This is a genomic window from Streptomyces sp. NBC_01454, assembly GCF_036227565.1.
Classification (GTDB): domain Bacteria; phylum Actinomycetota; class Actinomycetes; order Streptomycetales; family Streptomycetaceae; genus Streptomyces.
This window is the reverse complement of the sequence record NZ_CP109460.1, coordinates 3,396,608-3,419,312: the sequence shown is the minus strand read 5'-3', so window position 1 is coordinate 3,419,312 and position 22,705 is coordinate 3,396,608. Positions and strand designations below refer to the sequence as shown.

At 71.0% G+C, this 22,705-nt stretch carries 20 protein-coding genes; 10 read left to right on the top strand and 10 right to left on the bottom strand.

The genetic code is table 11. From position 1 onward, the window contains the following. Window positions 1–280 precede the first annotated feature (280 nt). The 3 genes from OIU81_RS14885 to OIU81_RS14875 form a co-directional block, all read right to left on the bottom strand. A complete protein-coding gene (locus OIU81_RS14885) occupies window positions 281–982 on the bottom strand; it encodes an LmeA family phospholipid-binding protein (RefSeq protein WP_329147903.1) in 702 nt (233 codons plus the stop codon). Between the two features lie 206 nt (window positions 983–1,188). Beyond that, window positions 1,189–2,541: a hypothetical protein gene (locus tag OIU81_RS14880; RefSeq protein ID WP_329147901.1), complete on the bottom strand. Its 1,353-nt coding sequence runs from the start codon at window positions 2,539–2,541 to the stop codon at window positions 1,189–1,191. Between the two features lie 10 nt (window positions 2,542–2,551). After that, window positions 2,552–2,797, bottom strand: coding sequence for a MoaD/ThiS family protein (locus tag OIU81_RS14875; RefSeq protein WP_443074142.1), 246 nt, complete (start codon window positions 2,795–2,797; stop codon window positions 2,552–2,554). A 241-nt stretch (window positions 2,798–3,038) separates the two neighbouring features. Between OIU81_RS14875 and OIU81_RS14870 the strand changes: the two genes are divergently transcribed. Further along, window positions 3,039–4,772: an ABC transporter ATP-binding protein gene (locus OIU81_RS14870; protein ID WP_329147899.1), complete on the top strand. Its 1,734-nt coding sequence runs from the start codon at window positions 3,039–3,041 to the stop codon at window positions 4,770–4,772. Between the two features lie 107 nt (window positions 4,773–4,879). Next, complete coding sequence (locus OIU81_RS14865; RefSeq protein ID WP_329155159.1) at window positions 4,880–6,781, top strand: ABC transporter ATP-binding protein; 1,902 nt, start codon at window positions 4,880–4,882, stop codon at window positions 6,779–6,781. A 25-nt stretch (window positions 6,782–6,806) separates the two neighbouring features. Here the strand turns inward: OIU81_RS14865 and OIU81_RS14860 are convergent, their stop codons facing one another. Next, window positions 6,807–7,670 (bottom strand): alpha/beta hydrolase family protein, encoded by an 864-nt coding sequence (locus OIU81_RS14860; protein WP_329147897.1) that lies wholly within the window; start codon window positions 7,668–7,670, stop codon window positions 6,807–6,809. A 246-nt stretch (window positions 7,671–7,916) separates the two neighbouring features. Between OIU81_RS14860 and OIU81_RS14855 the strand changes: the two genes are divergently transcribed. The 5 genes from OIU81_RS14855 to OIU81_RS14835 all read left to right on the top strand — a co-directional run bounded on the left by OIU81_RS14855 (window position 7,917) and on the right by OIU81_RS14835 (window position 13,378). Then, window positions 7,917–8,762: a response regulator transcription factor gene (locus tag OIU81_RS14855; RefSeq protein ID WP_329147895.1), complete on the top strand. Its 846-nt coding sequence runs from the start codon at window positions 7,917–7,919 to the stop codon at window positions 8,760–8,762. 24 nt (window positions 8,763–8,786) lie between these two features. Then, window positions 8,787–9,812, top strand: a complete 1,026-nt coding sequence (locus tag OIU81_RS14850) for a LacI family DNA-binding transcriptional regulator (RefSeq protein ID WP_329147893.1) — start codon at window positions 8,787–8,789, stop codon at window positions 9,810–9,812. 108 nt (window positions 9,813–9,920) lie between these two features. Then, window positions 9,921–11,012: a S1C family serine protease gene (locus OIU81_RS14845; RefSeq protein WP_329147891.1), complete on the top strand. Its 1,092-nt coding sequence runs from the start codon at window positions 9,921–9,923 to the stop codon at window positions 11,010–11,012. A 138-nt stretch (window positions 11,013–11,150) separates the two neighbouring features. Beyond that, window positions 11,151–11,885 (top strand): response regulator transcription factor, encoded by a 735-nt coding sequence (locus OIU81_RS14840; RefSeq protein ID WP_329147889.1) that lies wholly within the window; start codon window positions 11,151–11,153, stop codon window positions 11,883–11,885. Continuing rightward, window positions 11,882–13,378 carry a sensor histidine kinase gene (locus OIU81_RS14835; RefSeq protein ID WP_329147887.1) on the top strand — a complete coding sequence of 499 codons (1,497 nt, stop codon included), beginning with the start codon at window positions 11,882–11,884 and terminating at the stop codon, window positions 13,376–13,378. Before OIU81_RS14840 ends, OIU81_RS14835 begins: the two co-directional genes overlap by 4 nt. Window positions 13,379–13,429: 51 nt before the next feature. Here OIU81_RS14835 and OIU81_RS14830 read toward each other — a convergent pair whose 3' ends face one another. Beyond that, entirely contained in the window at window positions 13,430–14,821 is a 1,392-nt protein-coding gene (locus tag OIU81_RS14830) for an LmeA family phospholipid-binding protein (protein ID WP_329147885.1), read from the bottom strand. A gap of 327 nt (window positions 14,822–15,148) precedes the next feature. On the opposite strand from OIU81_RS14830, the gene OIU81_RS14825 reads away from it, so the two are divergent. Then, a complete protein-coding gene (locus OIU81_RS14825) occupies window positions 15,149–16,030 on the top strand; it encodes an SDR family oxidoreductase (RefSeq protein WP_329147883.1) in 882 nt (293 codons plus the stop codon). Between the two features lie 78 nt (window positions 16,031–16,108). Here the strand turns inward: OIU81_RS14825 and OIU81_RS14820 are convergent, their stop codons facing one another. The 4 genes from OIU81_RS14820 to OIU81_RS14805 all read right to left on the bottom strand — a co-directional run bounded on the left by OIU81_RS14820 (window position 16,109) and on the right by OIU81_RS14805 (window position 18,277). Beyond that, on the bottom strand, window positions 16,109–16,903 hold the full coding sequence (locus OIU81_RS14820) for a protein kinase domain-containing protein (RefSeq protein WP_329147881.1): 795 nt from the start codon (window positions 16,901–16,903) through the stop codon (window positions 16,109–16,111). Window positions 16,904–17,018: 115 nt separating this feature from the next. Then, the gene (locus OIU81_RS14815; protein ID WP_329147879.1) at window positions 17,019–17,141 is read right to left on the bottom strand and encodes a hypothetical protein; all 123 of its coding nucleotides are present in this window, start codon (window positions 17,139–17,141) and stop codon (window positions 17,019–17,021) included. A 156-nt stretch (window positions 17,142–17,297) separates the two neighbouring features. Further along, window positions 17,298–17,792, bottom strand: a complete 495-nt coding sequence (locus tag OIU81_RS14810; protein ID WP_329147878.1) for a hypothetical protein — start codon at window positions 17,790–17,792, stop codon at window positions 17,298–17,300. 104 nt (window positions 17,793–17,896) lie between these two features. Further along, on the bottom strand, window positions 17,897–18,277 hold the full coding sequence (locus OIU81_RS14805; RefSeq protein WP_329147876.1) for a DUF6415 family natural product biosynthesis protein: 381 nt from the start codon (window positions 18,275–18,277) through the stop codon (window positions 17,897–17,899). A gap of 259 nt (window positions 18,278–18,536) precedes the next feature. Between OIU81_RS14805 and OIU81_RS14800 the strand changes: the two genes are divergently transcribed. Both OIU81_RS14800 and OIU81_RS14795 read left to right on the top strand, forming a co-directional pair. Next, window positions 18,537–19,889, top strand: a complete 1,353-nt coding sequence (locus OIU81_RS14800; RefSeq protein WP_329147874.1) for a helix-turn-helix domain-containing protein — start codon at window positions 18,537–18,539, stop codon at window positions 19,887–19,889. A gap of 1 nt (window position 19,890) precedes the next feature. Next, window positions 19,891–20,709 carry a class I SAM-dependent methyltransferase gene (locus tag OIU81_RS14795; RefSeq protein WP_329147872.1) on the top strand — a complete coding sequence of 273 codons (819 nt, stop codon included), beginning with the start codon at window positions 19,891–19,893 and terminating at the stop codon, window positions 20,707–20,709. Between the two features lie 74 nt (window positions 20,710–20,783). Here OIU81_RS14795 and OIU81_RS14790 read toward each other — a convergent pair whose 3' ends face one another. After that, the gene (locus OIU81_RS14790; protein ID WP_329147870.1) at window positions 20,784–22,595 is read right to left on the bottom strand and encodes a bifunctional metallophosphatase/5'-nucleotidase; all 1,812 of its coding nucleotides are present in this window, start codon (window positions 22,593–22,595) and stop codon (window positions 20,784–20,786) included. Window positions 22,596–22,705 lie beyond the last annotated feature (110 nt).

Below are 22,705 nucleotides of genomic sequence, written 5' to 3'. Positions count from 1 at the left end.
GATCGTAGGGAGGCAGAGCGGGGCGTGTCACCGGCGTGTCGAATGATGAGACGTGATTGTCCGCAATGCGGGATGGAGGGGGTCGTCGGGCGCGTGTCCGGCGACCCGCGGGGCCCGTTCGCCGGTGGGGGGTCTGGCGTACGGACCAGGGTGTCTCAGGAATTGGACGGACGGGCGGATCGGGGCGCCGGCGCGGTGTGCGGCGGGCCGCAGGAGCGTCCGCGCGCCGGAGCGGCGGGCCGGGGGCGGGCCGGTGGGGCGGCCCGCCGTGGGCGGCCGGTCAGCCGGGAAGCTTGACGTTCTTGCCGGAGGCGGAGATCGAGATGCCGTCGGGCATCGTCACGACCTTCTCCAGCTTCAGGTTGCCGGGCAGCTGCTCCAGCTTCCAGTCATGGTCGGTCTGGGCGCGGACCTTGGCCTCGCAGCCATGCAGGACCTTGCACATCGAGGGGAGCCCGTCGGCCCGCAGCCGGACGGTGTCGCCGTGGACGATGGTGATGGAGCCGGTCACGTCCAGCTGGCTGAGCACCGGGATGTTCGGCGAGATCTTGACCTGGCTGCGGCCGTTCTTCTGGCCGCCGTAGGTGACCTTGACGTCGGCGCCCGCCGCCCGGGTCAGGTCGGCGTAGTTGATCCGGGCGTTGCCGGTCGCCCAGGCGGCGCTCTCGATGGAGGTGTAGTCGCTGTTCAGCGCGACCTCGTGGAACTGTGCCGACAGCTGGTCGATGCGCAGCGTGCGGCCCTCGGCGCGGGCCTCGATGCCCCCGAGGTCGGCGTCGACCTCCTGGAGGTTGCGGCCGGCGACCTGGGTCAGGAACGGGAATCCCTTGATGGCGACGTTCGGCGTCTTGTCGAGCCCCTGGCTGCTGCGGATCTTGTCCGCGGCCTTGTCCTCGGCGAGATTCACCGCGACCCGGTCGGCCGCCACGAAGAGCCCGCCGAGTATGACCACGACGAACAGCAGCACACGAAGTGCACGCATCGAACCACTTCCCCCACACCTGGGCCGGATACCGGCCGACTCGTCCGGGCAGGCCCCCTGCCTGCATTCCGGGGAGCCTAGACGACGTCGAACGGGAAGCGGGAGCGGCGGCCGCCGGAGGGCGCAGGGTGCGCTGTCCGGTGGCCGCCGCTCCGTTTCGCCGCGTAGTCCTGGGGATTGTGCGGCGTGTGCGCCTCCTGTGGCGGTTATCCCAGCGTGCGTCCCAGGACGTAGACCGCCGGGGCGGCCAGGGCCAGCGGCAGGGCCACCCCGGCCGTCAGATGGACGAAGCGGGAGGGGTAGTCGTAACTGGCCACCCGCAGCCCGATCAGGGCGCAGCCGCCGGCCGCCAGGCCCAGCAGCGCCCCGGACACGCCGAGGCCGGTGAGCTGGCCGGCCGCGATACCGGCGCCGGCGGCGGCCACCAGACAGACGCCGATCGAGGCGGGGCCCGGCAGCGGCAGCGCACGGGCGAGGGTGGCCACCGCGGCGCCGGCGGCGCCGACCACCACCGCATGCGGGCTCGCCGCGAGCTGGCCGCCGGCGAGCACCGCGAGCGCGGTCGAGGTCAGGCCCGCGGTCAGTGCGTACATCCGCTCGTCGGCGCTGCTGCGGTTGCGCAGCTGGAGGACGAGGACGAACAGGCACCACACGCCGAGCGTGCCGATGCCCACCAGCGGCGCGCTCGCGCGGTCGGTGGCCAGCAGCGCGACATCGGTGGTCAGACCGGCGAGGAAGGCGAGCGCGATGCCCTGGCGGGCCGGCCACATGCCGTTCAGCCGGAACCAGCCGGCGGCGGTGACGGCCTGCAGCAGCGCCACCGGGACGGCGAGCACCGGGCGGCTCAGCGGTGCGGTCAGCGCCAGCAGCAGGGCGAGCCCGGCGGTCAGCGCGGCCGGCTGGATGCCGGGCGGGATGATCGGCGAGCGGCCCTCGGCGCGGGCCCGCTGGTTGGCCGCGAGCGGGGCGCTGGAGACCGGCGGGGTGGGCAGCGGCGGCTTGGCCGCGGGCGCGGCGGGCGCCGGCCTGGCCTGCTGGGGGTGTGCGCGGCCGTAGGGGTCCTCGGCCGGCCGCGCGCTCTGGTGCTGGGTGGGCAGCTGCGAGGTCTCCGCGGACGGGATGCGGTAGCCGTCGTGGCCGTAGGGCGGCTGCGGCTGCTGCTGCGGTTGATGTTGCGGGTGCTGCGGCTGCTGGGGCTGCTGCGGGGGCTGCTGTGATTGCGGCTGCTGGGACTGCTGCGGCTGTGGCCGTGCGTGCTGCGGCCGGTGCCCGTACTGCTGCTGCCCGTACGCCTCCCGCCCGTACTGATCGCGTCCGTACGGGTCCCGCCCGTACTGCTGCCCGTACGGGTCGTGCCCCGCCTGCTGCCCGTACGCAGGCTGCCCGTAGGGGTCGTGCCCCTGCTGCTGCGCGGCGTAGGGATCCTGCGGGGCGTACGGGTCCTGCGCGGCGTACGGGTCCTGTGGCGCGTACGGATCCGGCCGGCCGTACGGGTCGTGCCGCGCGGCGGGGTCGTGCGGCGGATACGGATTGCGGTGCTGCGGCTGGTTGTCGCTCATGATCGTGTGCTCACCCTCCCGCGAACGGCGGCAGTACCTCGACGGTCCCGCCCTCGGCCAGCGCCACCGTCCCGTGGTCTCGGGTGCCGACCGGATCGCCGTCCACCAGGAACGAGCAGCGCAGCAGCACGCGGGCGAACTCGGGGTTCGCGGCGTGCACCGCCCGCGCCGCGTCGAGTGCCTCGGCGAGCGTCGCCGCCGCATACGGCTCCTCTGCCGTGCCGGCGGCGGCCTTGGCCGCTGCCCAATAGCGCACGGTGCCAGTTGTTGTCACGGCGGCCTCTTCGTCGTGTTCGTCGTGTGCGTGGTGTGCGTGGTGTGCGTCGTGTCGGTCGGGGGCTGCCGGTGGTGGCGGGCGCCCCGTCGTTGCCGCCTCCATGATGGCGTACGCGGCGGCCGCTCCGGTTCCGGCAACTTCTGGCAAAGGCTGTCTGTCCAAGCGGGGCAGAACGGGGAAATTCGGTTGCCGTGGGCACATGTTCGCTTAGGCTCACTGTGTGTTGGTCCGACTTGTACGGGGACATCTGCGGCCCCACAGACGCGCGATCTCCCTGATCGTGCTGCTCCAGCTGATCCAGACGCTGGCCACCCTCTTTCTGCCCACCCTCAACGCCGACATCATCGACAACGGCGTGGTGAAGGGGGACACGGGCTACATCTTCGGCACCGGCGGCTTCATGATCGCCGTCACTCTGCTGCAGATCGTCTGCGCGATCGGTGCCGTCTACTTCGGTGCCCGGACGGCCATGGCGCTCGGCCGGGACCTCCGCGCCGCGGTCTTCGACCGGGTGCAGTCCTTCTCCTCCCGGGAAGTGGGCGCGTTCGGGGCGCCGTCGCTGATCACCCGCACCACCAATGACGTCCAGCAGGTCCAGATGCTGGTGCTGATGACGTTCACGATGATGGTCACGGCGCCGATCATGTGCATCGGCGGCGTGCTGATGGCGCTCAACCAGGACGTGCCGCTGTCCGGTCTGCTGCTGGTCATCGTCCCGGTCCTGGGGGTGCTGATCTCCCTGATCGTGCGCCGGCTGCGCCCGCTCTTCCGCGGGGTGCAGCAGCGCATCGACACCGTCAACCGCGTACTGCGCGAGCAGATCACCGGCATCCGCGTCATCCGCGCCTTCGTCCGCGACGGCTACGAGCGCGAGCGGTTCGCCGGGGCGAACACCGATCTGTTCGAGGTGTCGCTGCGTTCCGGCCGGCTGATGTCGATGATGTTCCCGCTGGTCATGCTGATCGTGAACCTCTCCAGCGTGGCCGTCGTCTGGTTCGGCGGGCTGCGGATCGACGCCAACGACATGCAGATCGGCGCGCTGACGGCGTTCCTCAGCTACCTCATGTACATCCTGATGTCGATCATGATGGCGACGTTCATGGTGATGATGCTGCCGCGCGCGGAGGTCTGCGCCGAGCGCATCCAGGAGGTGCTGTCGACCGACTCCAGCGTCACCCCGCCGGAAAACCCGGTCACCACGCTGCGCCGGCACGGCGAACTGGAGCTGCGCCACGTCGAGTTCCGCTTCCCCGGTGCCGAGCAGCCGGTCCTCAAGGACATCTCGCTGATCGCCCGCCCGGGTGAGACCACCGCCGTCATCGGTTCGACGGGCTCCGGCAAGTCGACCCTGCTGGGCCTCGTACCGCGGCTGTTCGACGCGACCGGCGGCGCGGTCCTGGTGGACGGCGAGGACGTCCGCACCCTCGACCACGAGACGCTGGCCCGGACCATAGGCCTGGTCCCGCAGAAGCCGTACCTCTTCTCCGGCACCGTCGCCAGCAACCTGCGCTACGGCAACCCGGACGCCACCGACGACGAGCTGTGGCAGGCGCTGGAGACCGCCCAGGCGCGGGAGTTCGTCGAGCGGATGGAGGGCGGGCTGGCGGCCCCCGTCGCGCAGGGCGGCGGCAATGTCTCCGGCGGTCAGCGGCAGCGGCTGGCCATCGCGCGGGCGCTGGTGCGCCGTCCCGAGATCTACCTCTTCGACGACTCCTTCTCCGCGCTGGACTACGCGACGGACGCGGCGCTGCGGGCCGCGCTGTCCCGGGAGACCGACCGCGCGACGGTGGTGATCGTCGCCCAGCGGGTCGCCACGATCCGCGGGGCCGACCGGATCGTCGTCCTGGACGAGGGCCGGGTCGTCGGCACCGGTACCCACACCGAGCTGATGGCCGGCAACGAGACCTACCGGGAGATCGTGCTCTCCCAGCTCACCGAGCAGGAGGCGGCGTGACCACCGCGGACAGGGCGCCGGCCGCCGGGACCCCGGCAGCCGGCGAGCAGAGCGCTCCGGCGGCGCCCCGAAGAGGCCCGGCCCCGGCGGTCGGGCCCGCCCGGATGATGGGCGGCCAGCCCACCGAGAAGTCCATGGACTTCAAGGGCTCCGGCAAGCGGCTGCTGTCCCAGATGCGGCCCGAGCGCGGCGTCATCGGCATCGCGCTGGTGCTGGCCGTCGCCAGCGTGACGCTGACGGTGGTGGGCCCCAAGGTCCTGGGCCGGGCCACCGACCTGATCATGTCCGGCGTGATCGGCCGCCGGCTGCCCGAGGGGCTCAGCAAGGCCCAGGCGATGGACCGGCTGCGCGCCCACGGTCAGGGCGGGCTCGCCGACATGCTCGGCACGATGCCGGTCGTCCCCGGCCGGGGCATCGATTTCGGTGCCGTCGGCGGGGTCCTGCTCTGGGCCACCCTGATCTACCTGGGCGCCGCGGTGTTCGGCTTCGTCCAGGCCCGGATCGCCACCCGCGTCGTCCAGCGGACCGTCTTCCGGCTGCGCGAGCAGGTCGAGGAGAAGCTGGCACGGCTGCCGCTGAGCTACTTCGACCGGCAGCAGCGCGGTGAGGTGCTCTCCCGGGCCACCAACGACATCGACAACATCCAGCAGACGCTGCAGCAGACCCTCAGCCAGATCGTGGCCTCGCTGCTGACCATCGCCGGGGTGCTGGTGATGATGTTCTGGATCTCGTGGCTGCTGGCGCTGGTCGCCCTGGTCACGGTCCCGGTCTCGATCGTCGTCGCCACCCAGGTCGGCAAGCGGGCCCAGCCGCAGTTCGTCCAGCAGTGGAAGACCACCGGCAAGCTCAACGCGCACATCGAGGAGATGTACACCGGCCACAGCCTGGTGAAGGTCTTCGGCCGCCAGCGCGAGTCCGCCGAGCTGTTCCGCGAGCAGAACGACGCGCTGTACGCCGCCGGGTTCCGGGCCCAGTTCATCTCCGGGATCATCCAGCCCGCGATGATGTTCATCGGCAATCTGAACTACGTCATGGTGGCGGTCGTCGGCGGTCTGCGGGTCGCCTCCGGGGCGCTGTCCATCGGTGACGTCCAGGCCTTCGTCCAGTACTCCCGGCAGTTCAGCCAGCCGCTCACCCAGGTCGCCTCGATGGCCAACCTCGTCCAGTCCGGCGTCGCCTCCGCCGAGCGGGTCTTCGAACTCCTCGACGCCGCCGAGCAGGAGCCCGACGCCGCCCGCCCGGCCCGGCCCGAGCGGGTCGAGGGACGCGTCGAGTTCGAGGACGTCACCTTCCACTACGCGGCCGACAAGCCGCTCATCGAGGACCTGTCGCTGGCCGTCCACCCCGGGCAGACGGTGGCGATCGTCGGCCCGACGGGCGCCGGCAAGACCACACTCGTCAATCTGCTGATGCGCTTCTACGAGGTACGCGGCGGCCGGATCACCCTCGACGGCACCGACATCGCCGGCATGGCACGTGAGGAGCTGCGCTCCCACATCGGCATGGTCCTCCAGGACACCTGGCTCTTCGGCGGCACGATCGCGGAGAACATCGCCTACGGAGCGCCCGCGGGCACCTCCATGGACAAGATCGTGGCGGCGGCCAGGGCCACCCATGTCGACCGCTTCGTGCGCACCCTGCCGGACGGCTACGAGACGGTGCTCGACGACGAGGGCGCCAATGTCTCGGTCGGTGAGAAGCAGCTGATCACCATCGCCCGGGCCTTCCTGGCGGAACCGGCCATCCTCGTCCTGGACGAGGCCACCAGCTCGGTCGACACCCGCACCGAGGTGCTCATCCAGCACGCGATGGCCCGGCTCCGCAGCGGCCGCACCAGCTTCGTCATCGCCCACCGGCTCTCCACGATCCGCGACGCCGACGTCATCCTGGTGATGGAGAACGGCGCGATCGTCGAGCAGGGCCCCCATGACGCCCTGCTGGCGGCGGGCGGCGCCTACGCCCGCCTGTACGCGGCGCAGTTCGCCGAGGCGGTGGCCGAGCCGGAGTGAGCGCGGCGGGCCGGCCGCCGCGGCGCTACGCCGGGGTGCGGGCCGCGATCCACTCCCCGATCCGCCCCAGCAGCTCCGGCCCCGCCGCGTTCTCCGCGTGCCCGAAGCCCCGCTCGATCCACAGCTCCGTCGTCGCGGGGTCGGCGGCCGACATCAGCATGTGCGGATGGTCGAGGGGGAAATACGGGTCGCGGTCGCCGTGGACCAGCAGCAGCGGCGTGGGCGCGATCCGCGGCACGGCCTCGGTGGGGGAGAGCGGGACCGGGTCCCAGTCCTCGGGGTGGATCCGGGTGCGCAGCCCGAGCCGGGAGACGAGCCGGCCGGCGGGGCGGGTGATGGCCCAGCGGACGCGGCGCATGGACGCGGTGCCGCGGTAGTACCAGCGGGCCGGGGCGCTCACCGAGACGGCCGTGTCGGGGTGCGCACCGGTGCGCTCTTCGTGCGCCCCCGGGCCGTGGAGGGCCGCATGCCGCAGGACGACCGAGCCGCCCATGGAGAAGCCGACGGTGGCGACCCGGCGGTGGCCCAGGGCGCGGGCCCAGCGGACCGCGGCGGCCAGATCCTCCACCTCGCGGTCGCCGACGGTGGACCGCCCGCCGGAGCCGCCATGTCCACGGAAAGAAAACGTGATCACGTCCGCATGCTGGGAAAATGCGGCGGCCACCCGACGCAGTGCGGGGCGCTCCAGCGCCCCTGTGAAGCCGTGTGCGAGGACGATCGCCGGGGCGTCGGCGCAGGCGCCCGGATCCGCTCCGTACGGGGCCCGGCGGGGGGTGTGGGCGGCCTCGATCCGGACCCCGTCGGAGGTCAACAGACACACCCGCTGACCACTCGAAGTGATCGAGGGAACACAAGAACGCGCAAAATCGGCCTCGGGTCCGGGAGTCATGTGAGCTATTCTGCTGGGCAGGAAGGATCCGGGCAGCGTTGCCCCCGGATCCTTTTGTGCTTTCAGCCACGTGCCGCGCGGCTGTCAGGACCCGTACGAAGCAGTGCCGCAGACACCCCGGCCGAGGCCGGGGGGTGCCCCCGTCGCAGGGACCGAGGAGGAACCAGACGTCATGGGCGAGCGAAGCAGGCAGGACCGCACACAGCAAAGGGCGGACCAACCCGAGAACTGGGCAGGTGGTCGCACGTGAGTTCACTCCTGCTGCTGACCAATGCACTCCAGCCGTCGACGGAGGTGCTCCCGGCGCTCGGCCTGTTGCTGCACAGCGTGCGGGTGGCCCCTGCCGAGGGACCAGCACTCATCGACACCCCCGGGGCCGACGTCATACTGATCGACGGCCGCCGCGACCTGCCCCACGTACGGTCCCTGTGCCAGCTGCTGCGGTCCACCGGGCCCGGCTGTCCGCTGGTGCTGGTCGTCACCGAGGGCGGGCTGGCGGCCGTCACCGCCGACTGGGGCGTGGACGACGTCCTGCTGGACACGGCGGGCCCCGCCGAGGTCGAGGCCCGGCTGCGGCTGGCCATGGGCCGCCAGCAGATCACCACCGACGACGGCCCGATGGAGATCCGCAGCGGCGATCTCTCGGTGGACGAGGCGACGTACAGCGCGAAGCTCAAGGGCCGGGTCCTGGACCTGACCTTCAAGGAGTTCGAGCTGCTGAAGTATCTGGCCCAGCACCCCGGCCGGGTCTTCACCCGCGCCCAGCTCCTCCAGGAGGTGTGGGGCTACGACTACTTCGGCGGCACGCGGACGGTCGACGTCCACGTCCGGCGGCTGCGCGCCAAGCTCGGTCCCGAGCACGAGTCGCTGATCGGCACGGTCCGCAACGTCGGCTACCGCTTCGTGGTGCCGGAGAAGCCGGAGCGCTCGGGCGAGAGCAAGGGCAAGGGCGAGGCCGCGAAGGCGGCTGAACCCCCGGGGACCCCGGGCACGGCGCAGCGGGGCGACCGCGGCGCACCGGGTGGTGACGGCTCCGGGAAGGCGCTCGGCGCCGGCGCGGAATCCCCCGGGGCGCAGCCTGCCCGCCGGTAGCACCACCCGCGTAGACTGCCGCGCGTGGCCAAGGTGACGCGGGATGATGTGGCAAGACTGGCGGGTACGTCCACCGCCGTTGTCAGTTACGTCATCAACAACGGACCACGGCCGGTCGCCCCGGCCACGCGCGAGCGGGTACTCGCCGCCATCAAGGAGCTCGGCTACCGGCCGGACCGGGTGGCGCAGGCGATGGCGTCCCGCCGTACCGACCTCATAGGTCTGATCGTGCCGGACACCCGGCAGCCGTTCTTCGCGGAGATGGCGCACGCCGTCGAACAGGCCGCCGCCGAGCGCGGAAAGATGGTCCTGGTCGGCAACGCCAACTACCTCGACGAGCGCGAGGTGCACTATCTGCGCGCCTTCCTCGGGATGCGGGTGTCCGGGCTGATCCTCATCAGCCAGGGCCCCAGTGAGCACGCGGCCGCCGAGATCGACGCCTGGGACGCCCGGGTGGTGCTGCTGCACCGCCGGCCGGACGCCATCGACGACGTCGCGGTGATGACGGACGACATCTGGGGCGCGCAGCTGGCGACCCGGCATCTGCTGGAGCACGGCCACCCCTACGTCGCCTTCCTCGGCGGCACGGAGGAGACCCCGAAGTCCGGCGACCCGGTCACCGACCATGTCGAGGGCTGGCGGCGGGCCATGCAGGAGTCCCAGAAGTCCACGGAGGGGCGCTACTTCCAGGCCCCGTACAACCGCTACGACGCCTACCAGGTCGCGCTGAAGCTGCTGGCCGGGCCACAGCGGCCGCCGGCCATCATGTGCGCCACCGACGACCAGGCGATCGGGGTGCTGCGGGCCGCCCGCGAGCTGCGCATCGAGGTGCCCGGTGAGCTGGCGGTCGCGGGCTTCGACGACGTGAAGGAGGCGGCGCTGACCGATCCGCCGCTGACCACCGTCGCCTCGGACCGTGAGGCGATGGCGCGGGCGGCGGTCGATCTGGTGCTGGACGACGGGCTGCGGGTGGTCGGCTCCCGCCGCGAGCGGCTGCGGCAGTTCCCGTCGCGGCTGGTGGTGCGGCACTCCTGCGGCTGCGGCGGCTGAGCCGACGGAGCCCGGCCCGGGCGCCTTTATACCGGGCATACCCACTTCTGTCGGGTCTCTCAGGACGCTCTCAGCCGCTTCTCATGGACCGGGCGCAATGTTTTCGACATGACCGAGAACTACCGCCGAAGCGGCGATGAGACGCCCCAGGACCGGCCGTCCTCGTACGGCACCCACGCCGACAATTACGCCTTCGCGTACGGCAGCGCGCACGGCCAGGACGCCCACGGCGGCGTCCCGGGCGGTACGGGGCAGGCGGTGCCACCGCCGCCCCCGTACGAACCCCCCTCACGACGCCGGCCCCGCCGCCCGGTCGCGCTGATCGCGGCGGTGGCCCTCATCTCCGGTCTCATCGGCGGCGGCAGCGCGGCACTGATCGCCGACGCCACCGACCGGGCGACGCAGAACACCTCCTCCACCCCGCTGGTCAATGCGGGCGACAAGCCCAGCGGCAGCGGGGTCTCCGGGGTGGCCAAGGCGGTCAGCCCGGCGATCGTGGAGATCAAGGCCCGGACCGCGGGCGGGGAGTCCACCGGCTCCGGGGTGATCGTCACCAGCAACGGTGAGATCGTCACCAACAACCACGTGGTGTCCGGCGCGCACTCGGTGAGCGTCACCTTCAGCGACGGCAGCCGGAAGACGGCCAAGGTCGTCGGCACCGACCCCGACAAGGACCTGGCGATGGTCAAGGTCAACGGCGCCAAGAACCTGACCGCGGCCTCGCTCGGCGACTCCGACAAGGTCGCGGTGGGTGACGGGGTGGTGGCGATCGGCTCGCCCGAGGGGCTGACCGGCTCGGTGACCAGCGGCATCGTCTCCGCGCTCAACCGGGATGTCACCGTCCCCAAGGAGGAGAGCCAGGGGCAGCAGGGTAACGGGGGCGACGGCGGCGGCTGGCCGTTCGAGTTCGGCGGCCGGCAGTTCAACGGCGACACCGGCTCGTCGAAGACCTCCTACAAGGCGATACAGACCGACGCCTCGCTCAACCCGGGCAACTCCGGCGGCGCCCTGATCAACATGCAGGGGCAGATCATCGGCATCAACTCCGCGATGTATGCGCCGAGTTCGGGTTCGAACAGCTCGGCGGGCGGTTCGGCGGGCAGCATCGGCCTCGGCTTCGCCATCCCGATCAACACCGTCAAGGCCGACCTCGACTCACTGCGCGGCGGCGGGAGCGGGGGCAGCAACGGCGGCGTCTGACCCTCCGCCCTCCCCCTGGGAGGTCCCCCGTCCCGCCCTGCCCCGGTACGAGACGCTTCGCGTCGCCCCAGCGGGAGGCACCCCGTCGTGCAAGGCTGAGGACCGGCCGTTCCCCATCGACCCGAGGTAGCCACGCACATGAGCCCCGCCGAGCACGGTGACCACCCCGCCCGCATCCTGATCGTCGACGACGAGCCCGCGGTCCGGGAGGCCCTGCAGCGTTCCCTGGTCTTCGAGGGCTATGTGACCGAGCAGGCGGTCGACGGTCTGGACGCGGTCGAGAAGGTCGCGGCCTGGGACCCCGAACTGATCGTGCTGGACGTCCTGATGCCCCGGATGGACGGGCTGACCGCCGCCCGCCGGCTGCGGGCGAGCGGGGTGACGGTGCCGATCCTGATGCTGACCGCCCGCGACACGGTCGGCGACCGGGTCACCGGGCTGGACGCCGGCGCCGACGACTACCTCGTCAAGCCCTTCGAGCTGGACGAGCTGCTGGCCCGGATCCGTGCCCTGCTGCGCCGCAGCTCGTACGCGGCCGGCGGGGGCGGCCCCGAGGAGGGCGAGTCGCTGACCTTCGCCGATCTGCGGATGGACCTGGCGACCCGCGAGGTGACCCGGGCCGGCCGGCCGGTCGAGCTGACCCGTACCGAGTTCACCCTGCTGGAGATGTTCCTCGCCCATCCGCGGCAGGTGCTCACCCGGGAACAGATCCTCAAGGCCGTCTGGGGCTTCGACTTCGAGCCCACCTCCAACTCCCTGGACGTCTACGTGATGTATCTGCGCCGCAAGACGGAAGCGGGCGGCGAGCCGCGGCTGGTGCACACGGTGCGGGGGGTCGGCTACGTCCTGCGGGCGGACGGCGGTGCGGAATGAGCCAGGGCACCAGGACACCCGCGACGGGCGGCACGGGCCCGGCGTACAGCAGGCTCGGCGCCCGCTTCGCACGGCTGCCGCTGCGCTCGCGGCTGACCCTGCTCACCGCGGCCGCGGTGGCGGTGGCGGTGGCGGTCTCCGCGCTGGCCTGCTGGCTGCTCACCCGCGCCCAGCTGCGCGACGAGGTGGACAACACGCTGCAGAACGTCAACATCGGCGCGGAGTATCTGCAGGCGACCTACGCCAACTGCCGGGCCAGTGACCCGACCGAGAACAAGAACGCCCCGCCCGGGTTCTACAACGTCCAGATCGTGCAGGTCGACGGTTCGCGGTGCATCGGGCCCAACTCCCAGCCGGTGAAGGTGCAGACCGCGGACGTCGGGGTGGCGCTGGGCGTGCAGCGGGACACCCTGCACGACGCCGTCACCACGAGCGGGGCGGACGTGCGGGTGCTGACCAAGCACATCGGTGTCCAGGGCGTGCAGTTCGCGGTGTCCATCTCGCGCCCGCTGACCGAGGTCGACAGCGCGCTGAACCGCCTCGCGCTGCTGCTGGCGGCCGTCGCGGGGCTGGGCGTCGTCGGCGCGGGCACCGCCGGGCTGGTCATCGCCCGCTCCGGTCTCAAACCCGTGGACCGGCTGACCGACGCCGTCGAGCACGTCGCCCGCACCGAGGACCTGGCCATCCGGATCCCGGCCGACGGCGAGGACGAGATCGCCCGGCTGTCGCGTTCCTTCAACTCCATGACCGCGGCGCTGGCCGCCTCCCGCGATCTGCAACAGCAGTTGATCGCGGACGCGGGCCACGAGCTGCGCACGCCGCTGACCTCCCTGCGCACCAACATCGATCTGCTGGTGCGCAGCGAGCAGTCCGGCCGGCCGATCCCGCCCGCCGACAAGGAGGCGCTGCTGGCCTCGGTGAAGGCCCAGATGGGGGAGCTGGCGGCGCTGATCGGCGATCTGCAGGAGCTGTCGCGGCCCCCGGAGCCGGGGCAGAGCGCCATCGCGGTCGTCGCGCTGCACGAGATCGTCGGCGCGGCGCTGGAGCGGGCCCGGCTGCGCGGCCCGTCGCTGCACTTCGCGGCGGACCTGCACCCCTGGTACGTCCGGGCGGAGCCGGCCGCGCTGGAGCGGGCGGTGGTCAATCTGCTCGACAACGCGGTGAAGTTCAGCCCGCCCGGAGCCACCGTCGAGGTCCGGCTGACCGGCGGCGAGCTGACCGTACGCGATCACGGTCCGGGCATCCCGCAGGACGAACTGCCGCATGTCTTCGAGCGGTTCTGGCGCTCCCCGTCCGCGCGCAGCCTGCCGGGCAGCGGACTGGGCCTGTCGATCGTGGCGCGGACGGCGGAGCAGGCGGGCGGCGCGGTACGGCTGCGGTCCGCGGACCTCGGCGGCACCGAGGCGGTGCTGACGCTGCCGGGCGCCACGACCCCGCCGCCGGGTGCGCCGGATCCGCAACGGCCCCAGGAGCCGCCTCCCACGCCGCGGTAGCGGCGGCGGACTCCGGGGGCTCCTGCGGGGCCCGTTCCGGACGTTTCCCGGCTACTTCCCGCCGTGCTTCTTCGCCGCGTCCCCGAACGGCAGCTCCGTCCCCGAGAGGTCGGCGCGGATGCCGTCCCGTTCGACGGTGATGTGCCGCAGCCGGACGTTCCCGGGCGTCTTGGGGAGCTGGAAGGACAGCGACAGCTGGTCGGCGATCTGCGGCTTGGTCAGGCCGGACAGCGTGCCGAAGATCTTCGGGTCGATGCCGACCTTCTGCAGCAGCCAGGGGTGGTCCGCGACCACATCGACGAGATTGACCTTCATCAGCTGCTGGACGAAGCGCGGCGAGCCGGTCAGCTCGTGCAGCTTCTCCTCGCTGCTCAGGGCGTCCTGGATGTAGGTCTTGGGGATGCCGATCCGGTCGGCGATCGCCGGGATGCTCAGCATCGCCTTGACCTTGGCGGCCTCCCGGCTGAGCTGCGCCGCGGTCTTGCGGGTCAGCCGCAGCCCCTCCTCCTTGCCGGTGCCGGGGCGGTAGACGGCGATGTCGCCGATGTCCAGGCGCATCCGGCTGATCTCGGTGGAGATGCCGCGGTCGCCGGACCGGTGGATGTTCGCCTGGGCGTGGACCCGCAAGTCATGCCCGGCGATGGGCAGTTGGCCGACCGCCCGGACCGCGTTGGGGCCCATCTCGCTGAACTTGACCTGCGAGGCGCCCAGTTCGCGGTTCATGTCGTCGAAGGCGAGCAGCACACTGCCGTTCATCGTGCCGATCGTGGCGCCCTTGATGGAGCTGGGCAGATCGCCGTCGAGACGTACGTCCTTCGCGGTGGCCTCGAATTTGGCCAGCGAAACCCGGTCGGCGGCCAGGTCGGGAATGGTCACCTTGACCTGGTCGACGCGCTTGTCCGCGAGCTGGGTGAGGAACGGGAAACCCTGGATGTCGACTTCCGGGGTCGCGTTCAGATGCAGCGACTCCTTCAGCTTCTTGGCGGCCGCGTTCTGCGCGTACAGCACCGCGAACCGGTCCCCGAGCGCCAGGAACGAGGTGCCGACCAGCACCGCGACCAGCAGCTTCAGGGCGATCGGGATGGCCGCGAAGCGGCTGATGCCGCGCTTCTTGCGGCTCTTGCGGCGGTGGTTCGGCGGCTTCCAGGCCGCGTCCGTCTCGTCGTCCGAGCGCAGCCCCAGGCCCAGCGGGTCGTCGCTGTCGTCGCGCTCGTTGAGATAGCTGCGCCGCCGGGGCGTGCCGTCGGCGTCGTACGAGTCGAATTCCGGCTCGGGCTCCGGCTCGGGGTCGGCGAGGGCCGCCAGATCCGCGTACGGGTTGACCGGGCTGACCGGGGTGAGCTTTCTGGTCTCGCCGGCGGGGTCGTCCGGGCTGCCCGCCGCAAGAGAATCGGTACGCGGCGCGGCGGGCGTGGGCGACGGTATGCGTGTGGGGGTGCGCATCCGTACATCCCACCATGAGCGGGTCCCTCGAACGCAAGTTGCCCCGGGCGTAAGTCGCGTATGCCCGGCTTGTCGTGCCGGTCTTGACAAAAAATTGCCTTGCTTGTGGGCCGCGCTGAACTACCGTCACACCTCTGAGTGACCCGGACGAGGCCCCACCGCGCCCGGGGCCGTTGATCCATGCCGCCCCGCCCCACCCGGCCCGGCGGCCCCGCGCCGCCCCCTCACCCCGTGCCTCGCCGTCCCGACCAACTCCTCGACTTTCCTTGCCCCTTGCCCCTTGCCCCTTGCCCCTTGGCCCGACAACCGGAAGACGGACCTCATCCCATGAACTCTCCTGAACGCGCCCCCGTGATCGTGGTCACCGGGGCCACCGGAAACATCGGCCGCTGCCTTGTCGGCCGGCTCCTCGCGGACGGCGCCGCCGTGCGCGCGCTGACCCGCGATCCGGCGCGCGCCGCTCTGCCGGCCGGCGCCGAGGCGGTCCGCGCCGACCTCACCGGCACACCGGACCTCGCACCGCTGCTGGCCGGCGCCGACGCGCTGTTCCTCAACCTGGCGGCCGGCGGCGACCGGGCCGTGACGGCGCTGGTCGACGCCGCCGTCGCGGCCGGCGTCCGCCGGATCGTCCTCAACTCCTCGATGGCGGTGACCGGCACCCCCGCCGACGACTCGAACCACATCGCCCGCATGCACGCCGCCCTGGAGCGCACGGTGCGCGACTCCGGCCTGGAATGGACCTTCCTCCGCGGCAGCAACTACTCCACCAACACCCTCGCCTGGGCCCCGTCGATCCGTACGTCCGGCGTGGTGCGCGAGGCACACCCCGGCGCCCAGGGCACGCCCGTGCACGAGGCCGACCTCGCCGACGTCGCCGCGGTCGCCCTGCTGGACCGCAGCGGCACGCATCAGGGTCAGGCGTACCTCGTCACCGGCCCGGAGGTGCTGACCGTGGCGCAGCAGGTCGCCGAGATCGGCCGGGCGACCGGGCGCGAGACGCGGGTCGAGCAGATCTCCGAGGAGGCGGCGGCCGAGGCGATGGCCGGGCCGCATCTGCCGCTGGAGGCCGCACGGGAACTGGTCGGGCTGTTCGGCAAGATGGTCGACGCGCCGTCGTTCCCCGTCTCGGACGCCGTGGAACGCGTCACCGGGCATCCGGGCCGGACGTACGCCGAGTGGGCCCGGGACCACGTGGCGGACTTTTCCTGAGGGGCGGGGCGCCGTGTGCTCCGGGAGGGGCGGCGGTGCCCCCTGCTCGCGGAGCGTGGATGGCCGGCGTATAGGGGCTCAGGGTGCCCCGCGCAGTTCCCGGCAGACCTCTGCACTGCTCGGCCGGTCGGCCGGATTGCGGCTCATCATCTGCTCCATGAGTGTGCCCAGCGGGCCCGGCACGTTGACCGGCCGGTGCGGCTTGTCCACGATGGCTTGCCGCTGGTCTCCCCGGCTGGCGTCGTCCGGGTAGGAGACGTGCCTGAAGCCGGTGGCGGAGAGGAACAGGGAAGCGCCCAGTGCGTAGACGTCAGCCTCCTTCGTCGGCACGGCGGTGCCGCTCTCCAAGATGCTCCGCGAGATCTCCGGCGCTTCGTAGTGGACCAGACATCCCCGGTATCGGAAGTCGTGGCTTTCGGGGACCTCGCCGCCATGTGCCAGAGCCAGATCGATGAGGAAGGTTCCGGTGGGTCCGAGGACGAAGTGGTTGGGCTGGACGTCGCCGTGCGCCCATCCGCCCTGATGCAGCTTGGCCAGTGCGGCCGCACATGAAAGCGCGTCCCCGTGCGAAGGGGCCGCGGGTTCCTTCGCCCGTCGATGGGGCTCCCACAGGTCGTGGAGCGATTGGCCCTCGCGCCACGGCTGCGCGCTCCACGTGCCTTCCTCCCATTCTCCGGACCACACTTCCTCGGGGATGAGCTGGCGAAGGATGGCGGCTTCCCGGGCGGGGGCCCACGCCGTCCATGCATGTGTCCGGCTGGGATAGCCCAGCTTGACGGCGAATCGGCCGTCGGGAGCGCGTACGTCCCAGACGGTCGAGCCGCGCCGGTTGATGACGAGTCGCTTGCTCAGGGGAGTGACAACTCGTTGCACGTGGCCAGGGAGATCGAATGGTCCTTGGCTGGGCATGGTGAAGTCCTCTCGGCGGCAGGGGCCGACCACCTGTGTCAGACGGTCGGCCCCACAGGTCAGGGGAGACTACTGCCGGTCAGCACAGGTAGTCGCGCCCGTCGTCGGAGTCGCCCGTCGGCGGGTTGCCGCCCCCGCCGTCGTCGTCCTCGTCACCGCCGCGAACGGTTCCTGCGCGTTTCAGTGCTTCCTTGAGTGTCATGACTCTTACCTCCTCACGTTGTGCGGTTCGGGGACTCTCCCCGCCCCGTCGTGCAGTCGCCGGCCCGCACCGGTGGGGCACGGGCCGTCTCAGGGACGTGATCCATCGCGGCGGGTTTCGCCCCGCCCCCTCCAGGTCCTCCGGGCTCGGCGACGGTCACGTGAAGCCCTGTGCCCGGGCGCAATGTGCGTGGACGCGGACGGTGGCACGGGGGAGTGTCCGCGAGGGAGAGCGGGGGAGAACGACACGAACGCCGTCCTCGGGCCACAGGGGTTCGGGGCACAGTTCGCAGCGCTGCGCCGGCTGTCCGAGGTGGTCGAGGGTGCAAACGGCGAGGTCTTCCACGAGCCACTCATCAGCGAGGTGGCTGCCGACCCAGCCATCCGGATACGCCCAGTGCGGGCCGGGCCCGCCGGTGAGGCAGCTTCCGGGTATGCCGAACTCCTCAAGACCCGTGAGGACCCTGACATATCGGGAGATGCGAGCCCACGGCCAGGGACGATGGCGGGCGGCGCGATGCGGCAGCAGCCAGTGAACCGTGCCGTCATCAGGGGTGACGATGTGCGGGACAGGAGTGGTCCCCAGGGCGAGCATTGCCTTGCCGATGATGTCGGGGGCTTCGACCACGTCCAGGATCGGACCGATCCGCACGGGGATCACCTGGGCCCCCGAGGGCGGGAGCCACGACTTGTGTGGCGGTCGCTGCCTCCGATCGGGGGCGACCTTCGGCAGGTGCGGCCCTGACCGGTCAGCCATTACTGCTGCCTCTGGTGGTCGATGAGCCATTGGCAGTCCTTCGCGAGCTGCTGCACTTGCACGTGTGCGGAGAGCACACCTGTGCCCAGCCCCTGTCCGACCTGGCGCTCGATGCCGTCCAGACGGGAAATCTGCTGATGCCATACAGTCCCGCCGTGCCACAGCCTGTCGACAGCCTCGCGGGTGGTCGGCAGCAACCTTTCGATGTGGCCACGGAGTTCGGACTCCAGCTCGGTCAGCTCGTCATAGCGGAGCGGCACGCTGCTCTGACCTCGTGCGCGGCTGATCGTGTACCGCATGGCGTCGAGGTCGAGGGGAGCCCTTCGGTCGCGGCTCGTTGTGGGTGCCTCACCCGCCGACTTCAGTTGTTGCGGTTTCACCGCGGAGCCTTCCGTCGCCGACCGCCTGTCCGAGCGGGAATTCGCGGGCAGGCGGCGGCTGTCCGGACCAGGTTCGGGAGGGCCAGGCAGCGAGGGGCTTGGTGTACCGACGCTCAGGGTCGGCCGCGTAGGTGCAGTACTGACGTTTCGTGACGGCATGACTTCAGTGAACTGCCATCGCTCATTCGGGTCGGGAGCCTGCAAGGGAGCCAATTGGGGGGCCAATATGGGGGCCGGTACAGATGTGCTGGGGGGTGGGATGAACGAGTCAGGTATCGGGGAGCTGCTCGTTCGGCTGCGCAACGCTCGCGGATCGGTGACGCAGGCGAAGGTCGCAGCGGAATTCAACGAGGTCGAGGGCAGTGCTGTGCCCACGATGACAGGCAAGGAAATCGGCAGATACGAGCGCGAGGTGCGTCTGCCCTCCGAGAGAACGCGCAGCATCCTGGCGCGGGTGTTCGGTGTCGACCCGGCGCTGTTGGATCAGGCCCATGCGTCCAGTCGGCGGCGCAAGGCAGAGGAATGCGGGAAGACGGCCCGGTCAGCTCCGACGGCTGCAATGGCCGCTGCCGGGCGGGCAGCCGTGCCTCCGTCTGCCTGTGTGCTCGCCGCGGACGCAGCGCGGTCGGCGAGGTTCGCGCGGTTCATCGCGTCGACGAACTCGAATGAGACCACGGTCGAACAGCTCGACGCGGATATTGCCCGGCTCGCTCGGCACTTCGTCAGCCGCCCGCTGAAGGAGCTGTACGCAGAGATTCGCGAGCTTCGTGACGAGACGTTCGATCTGCTGCGGGGGCGGCAACGGCCACAGCAGACGTCCGACCTGTTGGTCGCCGCGAGCAGGCTGTGCGGTCTGTCGGCCCACGTCTGCCTCGATGCCGGCGACTACGACTCAGCGGGCAGTCATGCGCGCGCTGCCTGGTCCTGCGCGGAGGCTGCCGGGCACCACGAGATGCAAGCCTGGGTCAGGTCGGTTGAGTCGCTCATTGCCTTTTGGAATGGCAACCCGCAGCGAGCGGCGGACCTCGCCAAGCACGGTCAGCGCTACGTGGCCCACGGGAGCGTGGGTGTTCGGCTCGCGAGTCTTGAGGCAAGGGCTCTCGCCGTCGCCGGTGACGCACAAGGCGCCGTCGCGGCGCTGATGACAGCCGAGAAGGTCAGAGACGCGATGAAGGGGCCGGACATGATGCCCGGCGTTTTCGGCTTCCCCACCGCCAAGCAATTCACGTACGCCGGAACCATGCACTTGGCAATTGGCGGCCCAAAACATGTGCGGCAGGCGATCGATTGCGCTGAGACGGCAGTCAACCTGTACCACGCAGCCGCACCCGACGACCGCTCGACGTTCGACCTGCTCGCCGCAAACCTCGACCTCGCTCGGGGGCGCATGCTCGCGGGGGAGACCGAGGCGGCTGAGGTGCTGCTGGGCGCGGTTCTGGACTCCGGGCCGGGGCAGCTTTCCGCCAGCATCCTCAACCGGCTTGGAGCATTGGCCGACGAGCTGGGAGCCGCGCAGTACCGTGGCTCACCGCAGATTGCTCATCTGCGTGCTCGCATTGTGCACGCTGCTGTGCCCGCGGCAGCGTCTGCCGCTACTCCCCGGAGCCGCTGACGTGACCGACCATTCGACTGAGCACGACGCCGCCGTGACCGATCGCGCGATCCTTGCCGGGAGTGCCTACAACACCGGGCGGCACCTCTCCGCCCGGCAGTCGATCTATCAGTGGCAAACGCCGCGTTACGACCTGCCGGGCATCGTCGTCGAGCGGTTGCGGCGGACGCGAGGCACGGTCGTCGATGTGGGATGCGGCAACGGGAGGTTCATCGAGCGTCTGCGGCGGGACCGGCCCGACCTGCGGCTGCTCGGTCTGGATGTCTCGCTCGGCATCCTTGCCGGAGTGCCGCGTCCCGTCGCTGTTGCGGATGCCGCGCACCTGCCGTTGGCGTCGGCGGGTGTCGACGGTGCGCTGGCCCTGCACATGCTGTACCACGTCGAGGACATTCCGGCGGCGATCAAGGAACTCGCCCGAGTCGTCACACCGGGCGGAGTGGTGGTGGCGTCCACCAACAGTGCCCGGGACAAAGCGGAACTCGACCGTCTGTGGGAGCGTTCCGCGGGCGATGTGCTCGGTGTGGAGAAGGGACCGGCCAGGATTTCGCTGAGTGCCCGCTTCCCACTGGAGCGGGCATCGGACCTGCTCGGCGCGGCGTTCGGCACGGTCGAGACGATTGAGCTGCCGGGAACCATCGCCGTGCGCAGTCCCGAGCCGGTCATCGCGCACATGAAGTCGTATCGCGCGTGGGCCGATCAGCATGCGGTCCCGTTCGAGGAGACGGTGGAGCGGGCCCGGGAGATCGTGACGGAGCACATCGAGAGGAACGGCGCGTTCGAGATCGGGTGTCTTGGCGGAATGCTCGTCTGTACCGCGTGAGGCCCACTCACGACCCGCGCCCCCGCCCCAGCACACGGCCGGAGCGGGGGCGCGGTGAAGGGGCGGAGCCGGGGCTACTTCACCACCGTGATCCGGTCCGCCTTCGGCGGGGTCAGGGGGGTGGATGCCGAGGAGTGTGCGGTCAGGTAGGTGGTGAGGGCGTCCAGGTCGGAGGGGCCGACGTACTTGTTCTTGGCGTCCTTGAAGACGGGGAAGCCGTCGCCGCCGCCGGCCAGGAACTCGTTCATCGCGACGCGGTAGGTCCTGTCCGGGGCGAGGGCGGTGCCGTCCAGCTTCACCGAGTCCTTGACGAGGCGGTCCGCGCCGGACTTCTTCATGTCCAGGGTGTAGGTCAGGCCCCTGGAGACCTGGAGGATCTTCGGGGAGGCCTCGTTGGGGCCGCTGACCTGCTGCTGGAGTGCGGTCAGGAGCTGGGCGCCGGTGAGGTCGACGACGTTCATCATGTTGGTGAAGGGCTGGACGGTGAACGCCTCGCCGTAGGTGACCACGCCGTCGCCCTCCGGGCCGGAGGCCTTGAAGGCGAGGTCGGAGCGGATGCCGCCGGGGTTCATCAGGGCGAGCTGGGCGCCGCCCTTGTCGGCGGCCTTGGTGGCCTCCAGCTGGGCGTCGGAGATGACGTCGCCGAGCGGTGACTCGGGGGCCTCGGCGCCGCGGCCCGCGATGTCGGCGGAGATGTGGCCGACGGGGCGGTTCGCGACCGGGGCGGCCAGCTTGTTCCAGCGGGCGATCAGCGACGTCATGTCCGCGGCCTTGGGCTGGGTGCGGTCGACGACGTGGTTGACCGCGCCGGGCGCCTTGACGCGGGTGCGCACGATGTCCTGGGTGCGGCGGTCATAGGTCAGCGTGGTGTCGGTGTAGAGCTTGCCGTAGGACGCCGCGGAGGTGACGGTGCGGGGCCGGCCGGAGGGGTCCGGGATGGTGCAGGCGTAGGCCTGGTGGGTGTGGCCGGTGACCAGCGCGTCGACCTTCGGGGTGACGTGCTTGGCGATGTCGGTGATCGGGCCGGAGATGCCGTCACCGGGGCCGGGGCTGTCGCAGTGGTAGTTGTACGAGGTGGAGGCGGGCAGGCCGCCTTCGTGGATGAGGGCGACGATCGCCTTCACGCCCTGGTGGTTGAGGACCTTGGCGTACTTGTTGATCGTCTCGACCTCGTCGTGGAACTTCAGGCCCTTGACGCCGTTGGCGCTGACGACGTTCGGGGTGCCCTCCAGCGTCACGCCGATGAAGCCGATTTTGACGCCCTTGTGCTTCCAGACGGTGTACGGCTTGAGCAGCGGCTTTCCGCTCTTCTCGTCCGTGACGTTGGCGGCGAGGTACGGGAAGCCGGCGCCCCGGAACTTCTTGCCCTTCTCGTAGCAGCCGTCCTTGGGGTGGCAGCCGCCGTTCTGCAGGCGCGTCAGTTCCGCCCGGCCCTCGTCGAATTCGTGGTTGCCGACGGAGGTGACGTCGAGGCCCAGCTTGTTCATCGCCTCGATGGTCGGCTCGTCGTGGAACAGCCCCGACAGCAGCGGGCTGGCGCCGACCAGGTCGCCGGCCGCCGCGGTGACGGAGTAGGGGTGACCCTTACGGGCCGTGCGCAGCGACTGGGCGAGGTACTCGACGCCGCCCGCCGTGATGTTCTTCTTGCTGCCGTCCGGCTGGAGCTCCTCGACGGTGCCGGAGGAGCCCTGCGGCGGTTCGAGGTTGCCGTGGAAGTCGTTGAAGGAGAGCAGCTGCACCTCGACGGTGCGGCCGGCGTGTGCGCCGTGGCCGGTGTCGGCGCCGGCCGGCAGGGCGGCGGCGGTGACCGTGGCGGCCGCGGCCAGTACGGCGGCGCCGATCGTCAATCTGCTGATGGTGCGGCGCCGTTGCGGTCTCGCTGGCATGTGTTCCCCTCCTGGATGGTCCTGAGCGGACGGCAGCTTATTGTCGACGCGCGTAGCGCAACAGGGGGAACAGGTGACGACCTGGTTGCGGGTCAGGGGCGGGGTGCGCG

What these genes read in the sequence shown, in the direction of transcription:
- OIU81_RS14885 (WP_329147903.1), bottom strand. Translation starts at nt 982, where the DNA reads ATGCGTGCACTTCGTGTGCTGCTGTTCGTCGTGGTCATACTCGGCGGG.
- OIU81_RS14880 (WP_329147901.1), bottom strand. Translation starts at nt 2,541, where the DNA reads ATGAGCGACAACCAGCCGCAGCACCGCAATCCGTATCCGCCGCACGAC.
- OIU81_RS14865 (WP_329155159.1), top strand. Translation starts at nt 4,880, where the DNA reads ATGGGCGGCCAGCCCACCGAGAAGTCCATGGACTTCAAGGGCTCCGGC.
- OIU81_RS14860 (WP_329147897.1), bottom strand. Translation starts at nt 7,670, where the DNA reads ATGACTCCCGGACCCGAGGCCGATTTTGCGCGTTCTTGTGTTCCCTCG.
- OIU81_RS14845 (WP_329147891.1), top strand. Translation starts at nt 9,921, where the DNA reads ATGACCGAGAACTACCGCCGAAGCGGCGATGAGACGCCCCAGGACCGG.
- OIU81_RS14840 (WP_329147889.1), top strand. Translation starts at nt 11,151, where the DNA reads ATGAGCCCCGCCGAGCACGGTGACCACCCCGCCCGCATCCTGATCGTC.
- OIU81_RS14835 (WP_329147887.1), top strand. Translation starts at nt 11,882, where the DNA reads ATGAGCCAGGGCACCAGGACACCCGCGACGGGCGGCACGGGCCCGGCG.
- OIU81_RS14830 (WP_329147885.1), bottom strand. Translation starts at nt 14,821, where the DNA reads ATGCGCACCCCCACACGCATACCGTCGCCCACGCCCGCCGCGCCGCGT.
- OIU81_RS14825 (WP_329147883.1), top strand. Translation starts at nt 15,149, where the DNA reads ATGAACTCTCCTGAACGCGCCCCCGTGATCGTGGTCACCGGGGCCACC.
- OIU81_RS14815 (WP_329147879.1), bottom strand. Translation starts at nt 17,141, where the DNA reads ATGACACTCAAGGAAGCACTGAAACGCGCAGGAACCGTTCGCGGCGGT.
- OIU81_RS14800 (WP_329147874.1), top strand. Translation starts at nt 18,537, where the DNA reads ATGAACGAGTCAGGTATCGGGGAGCTGCTCGTTCGGCTGCGCAACGCT.
- OIU81_RS14790 (WP_329147870.1), bottom strand. Translation starts at nt 22,595, where the DNA reads ATGCCAGCGAGACCGCAACGGCGCCGCACCATCAGCAGATTGACGATC.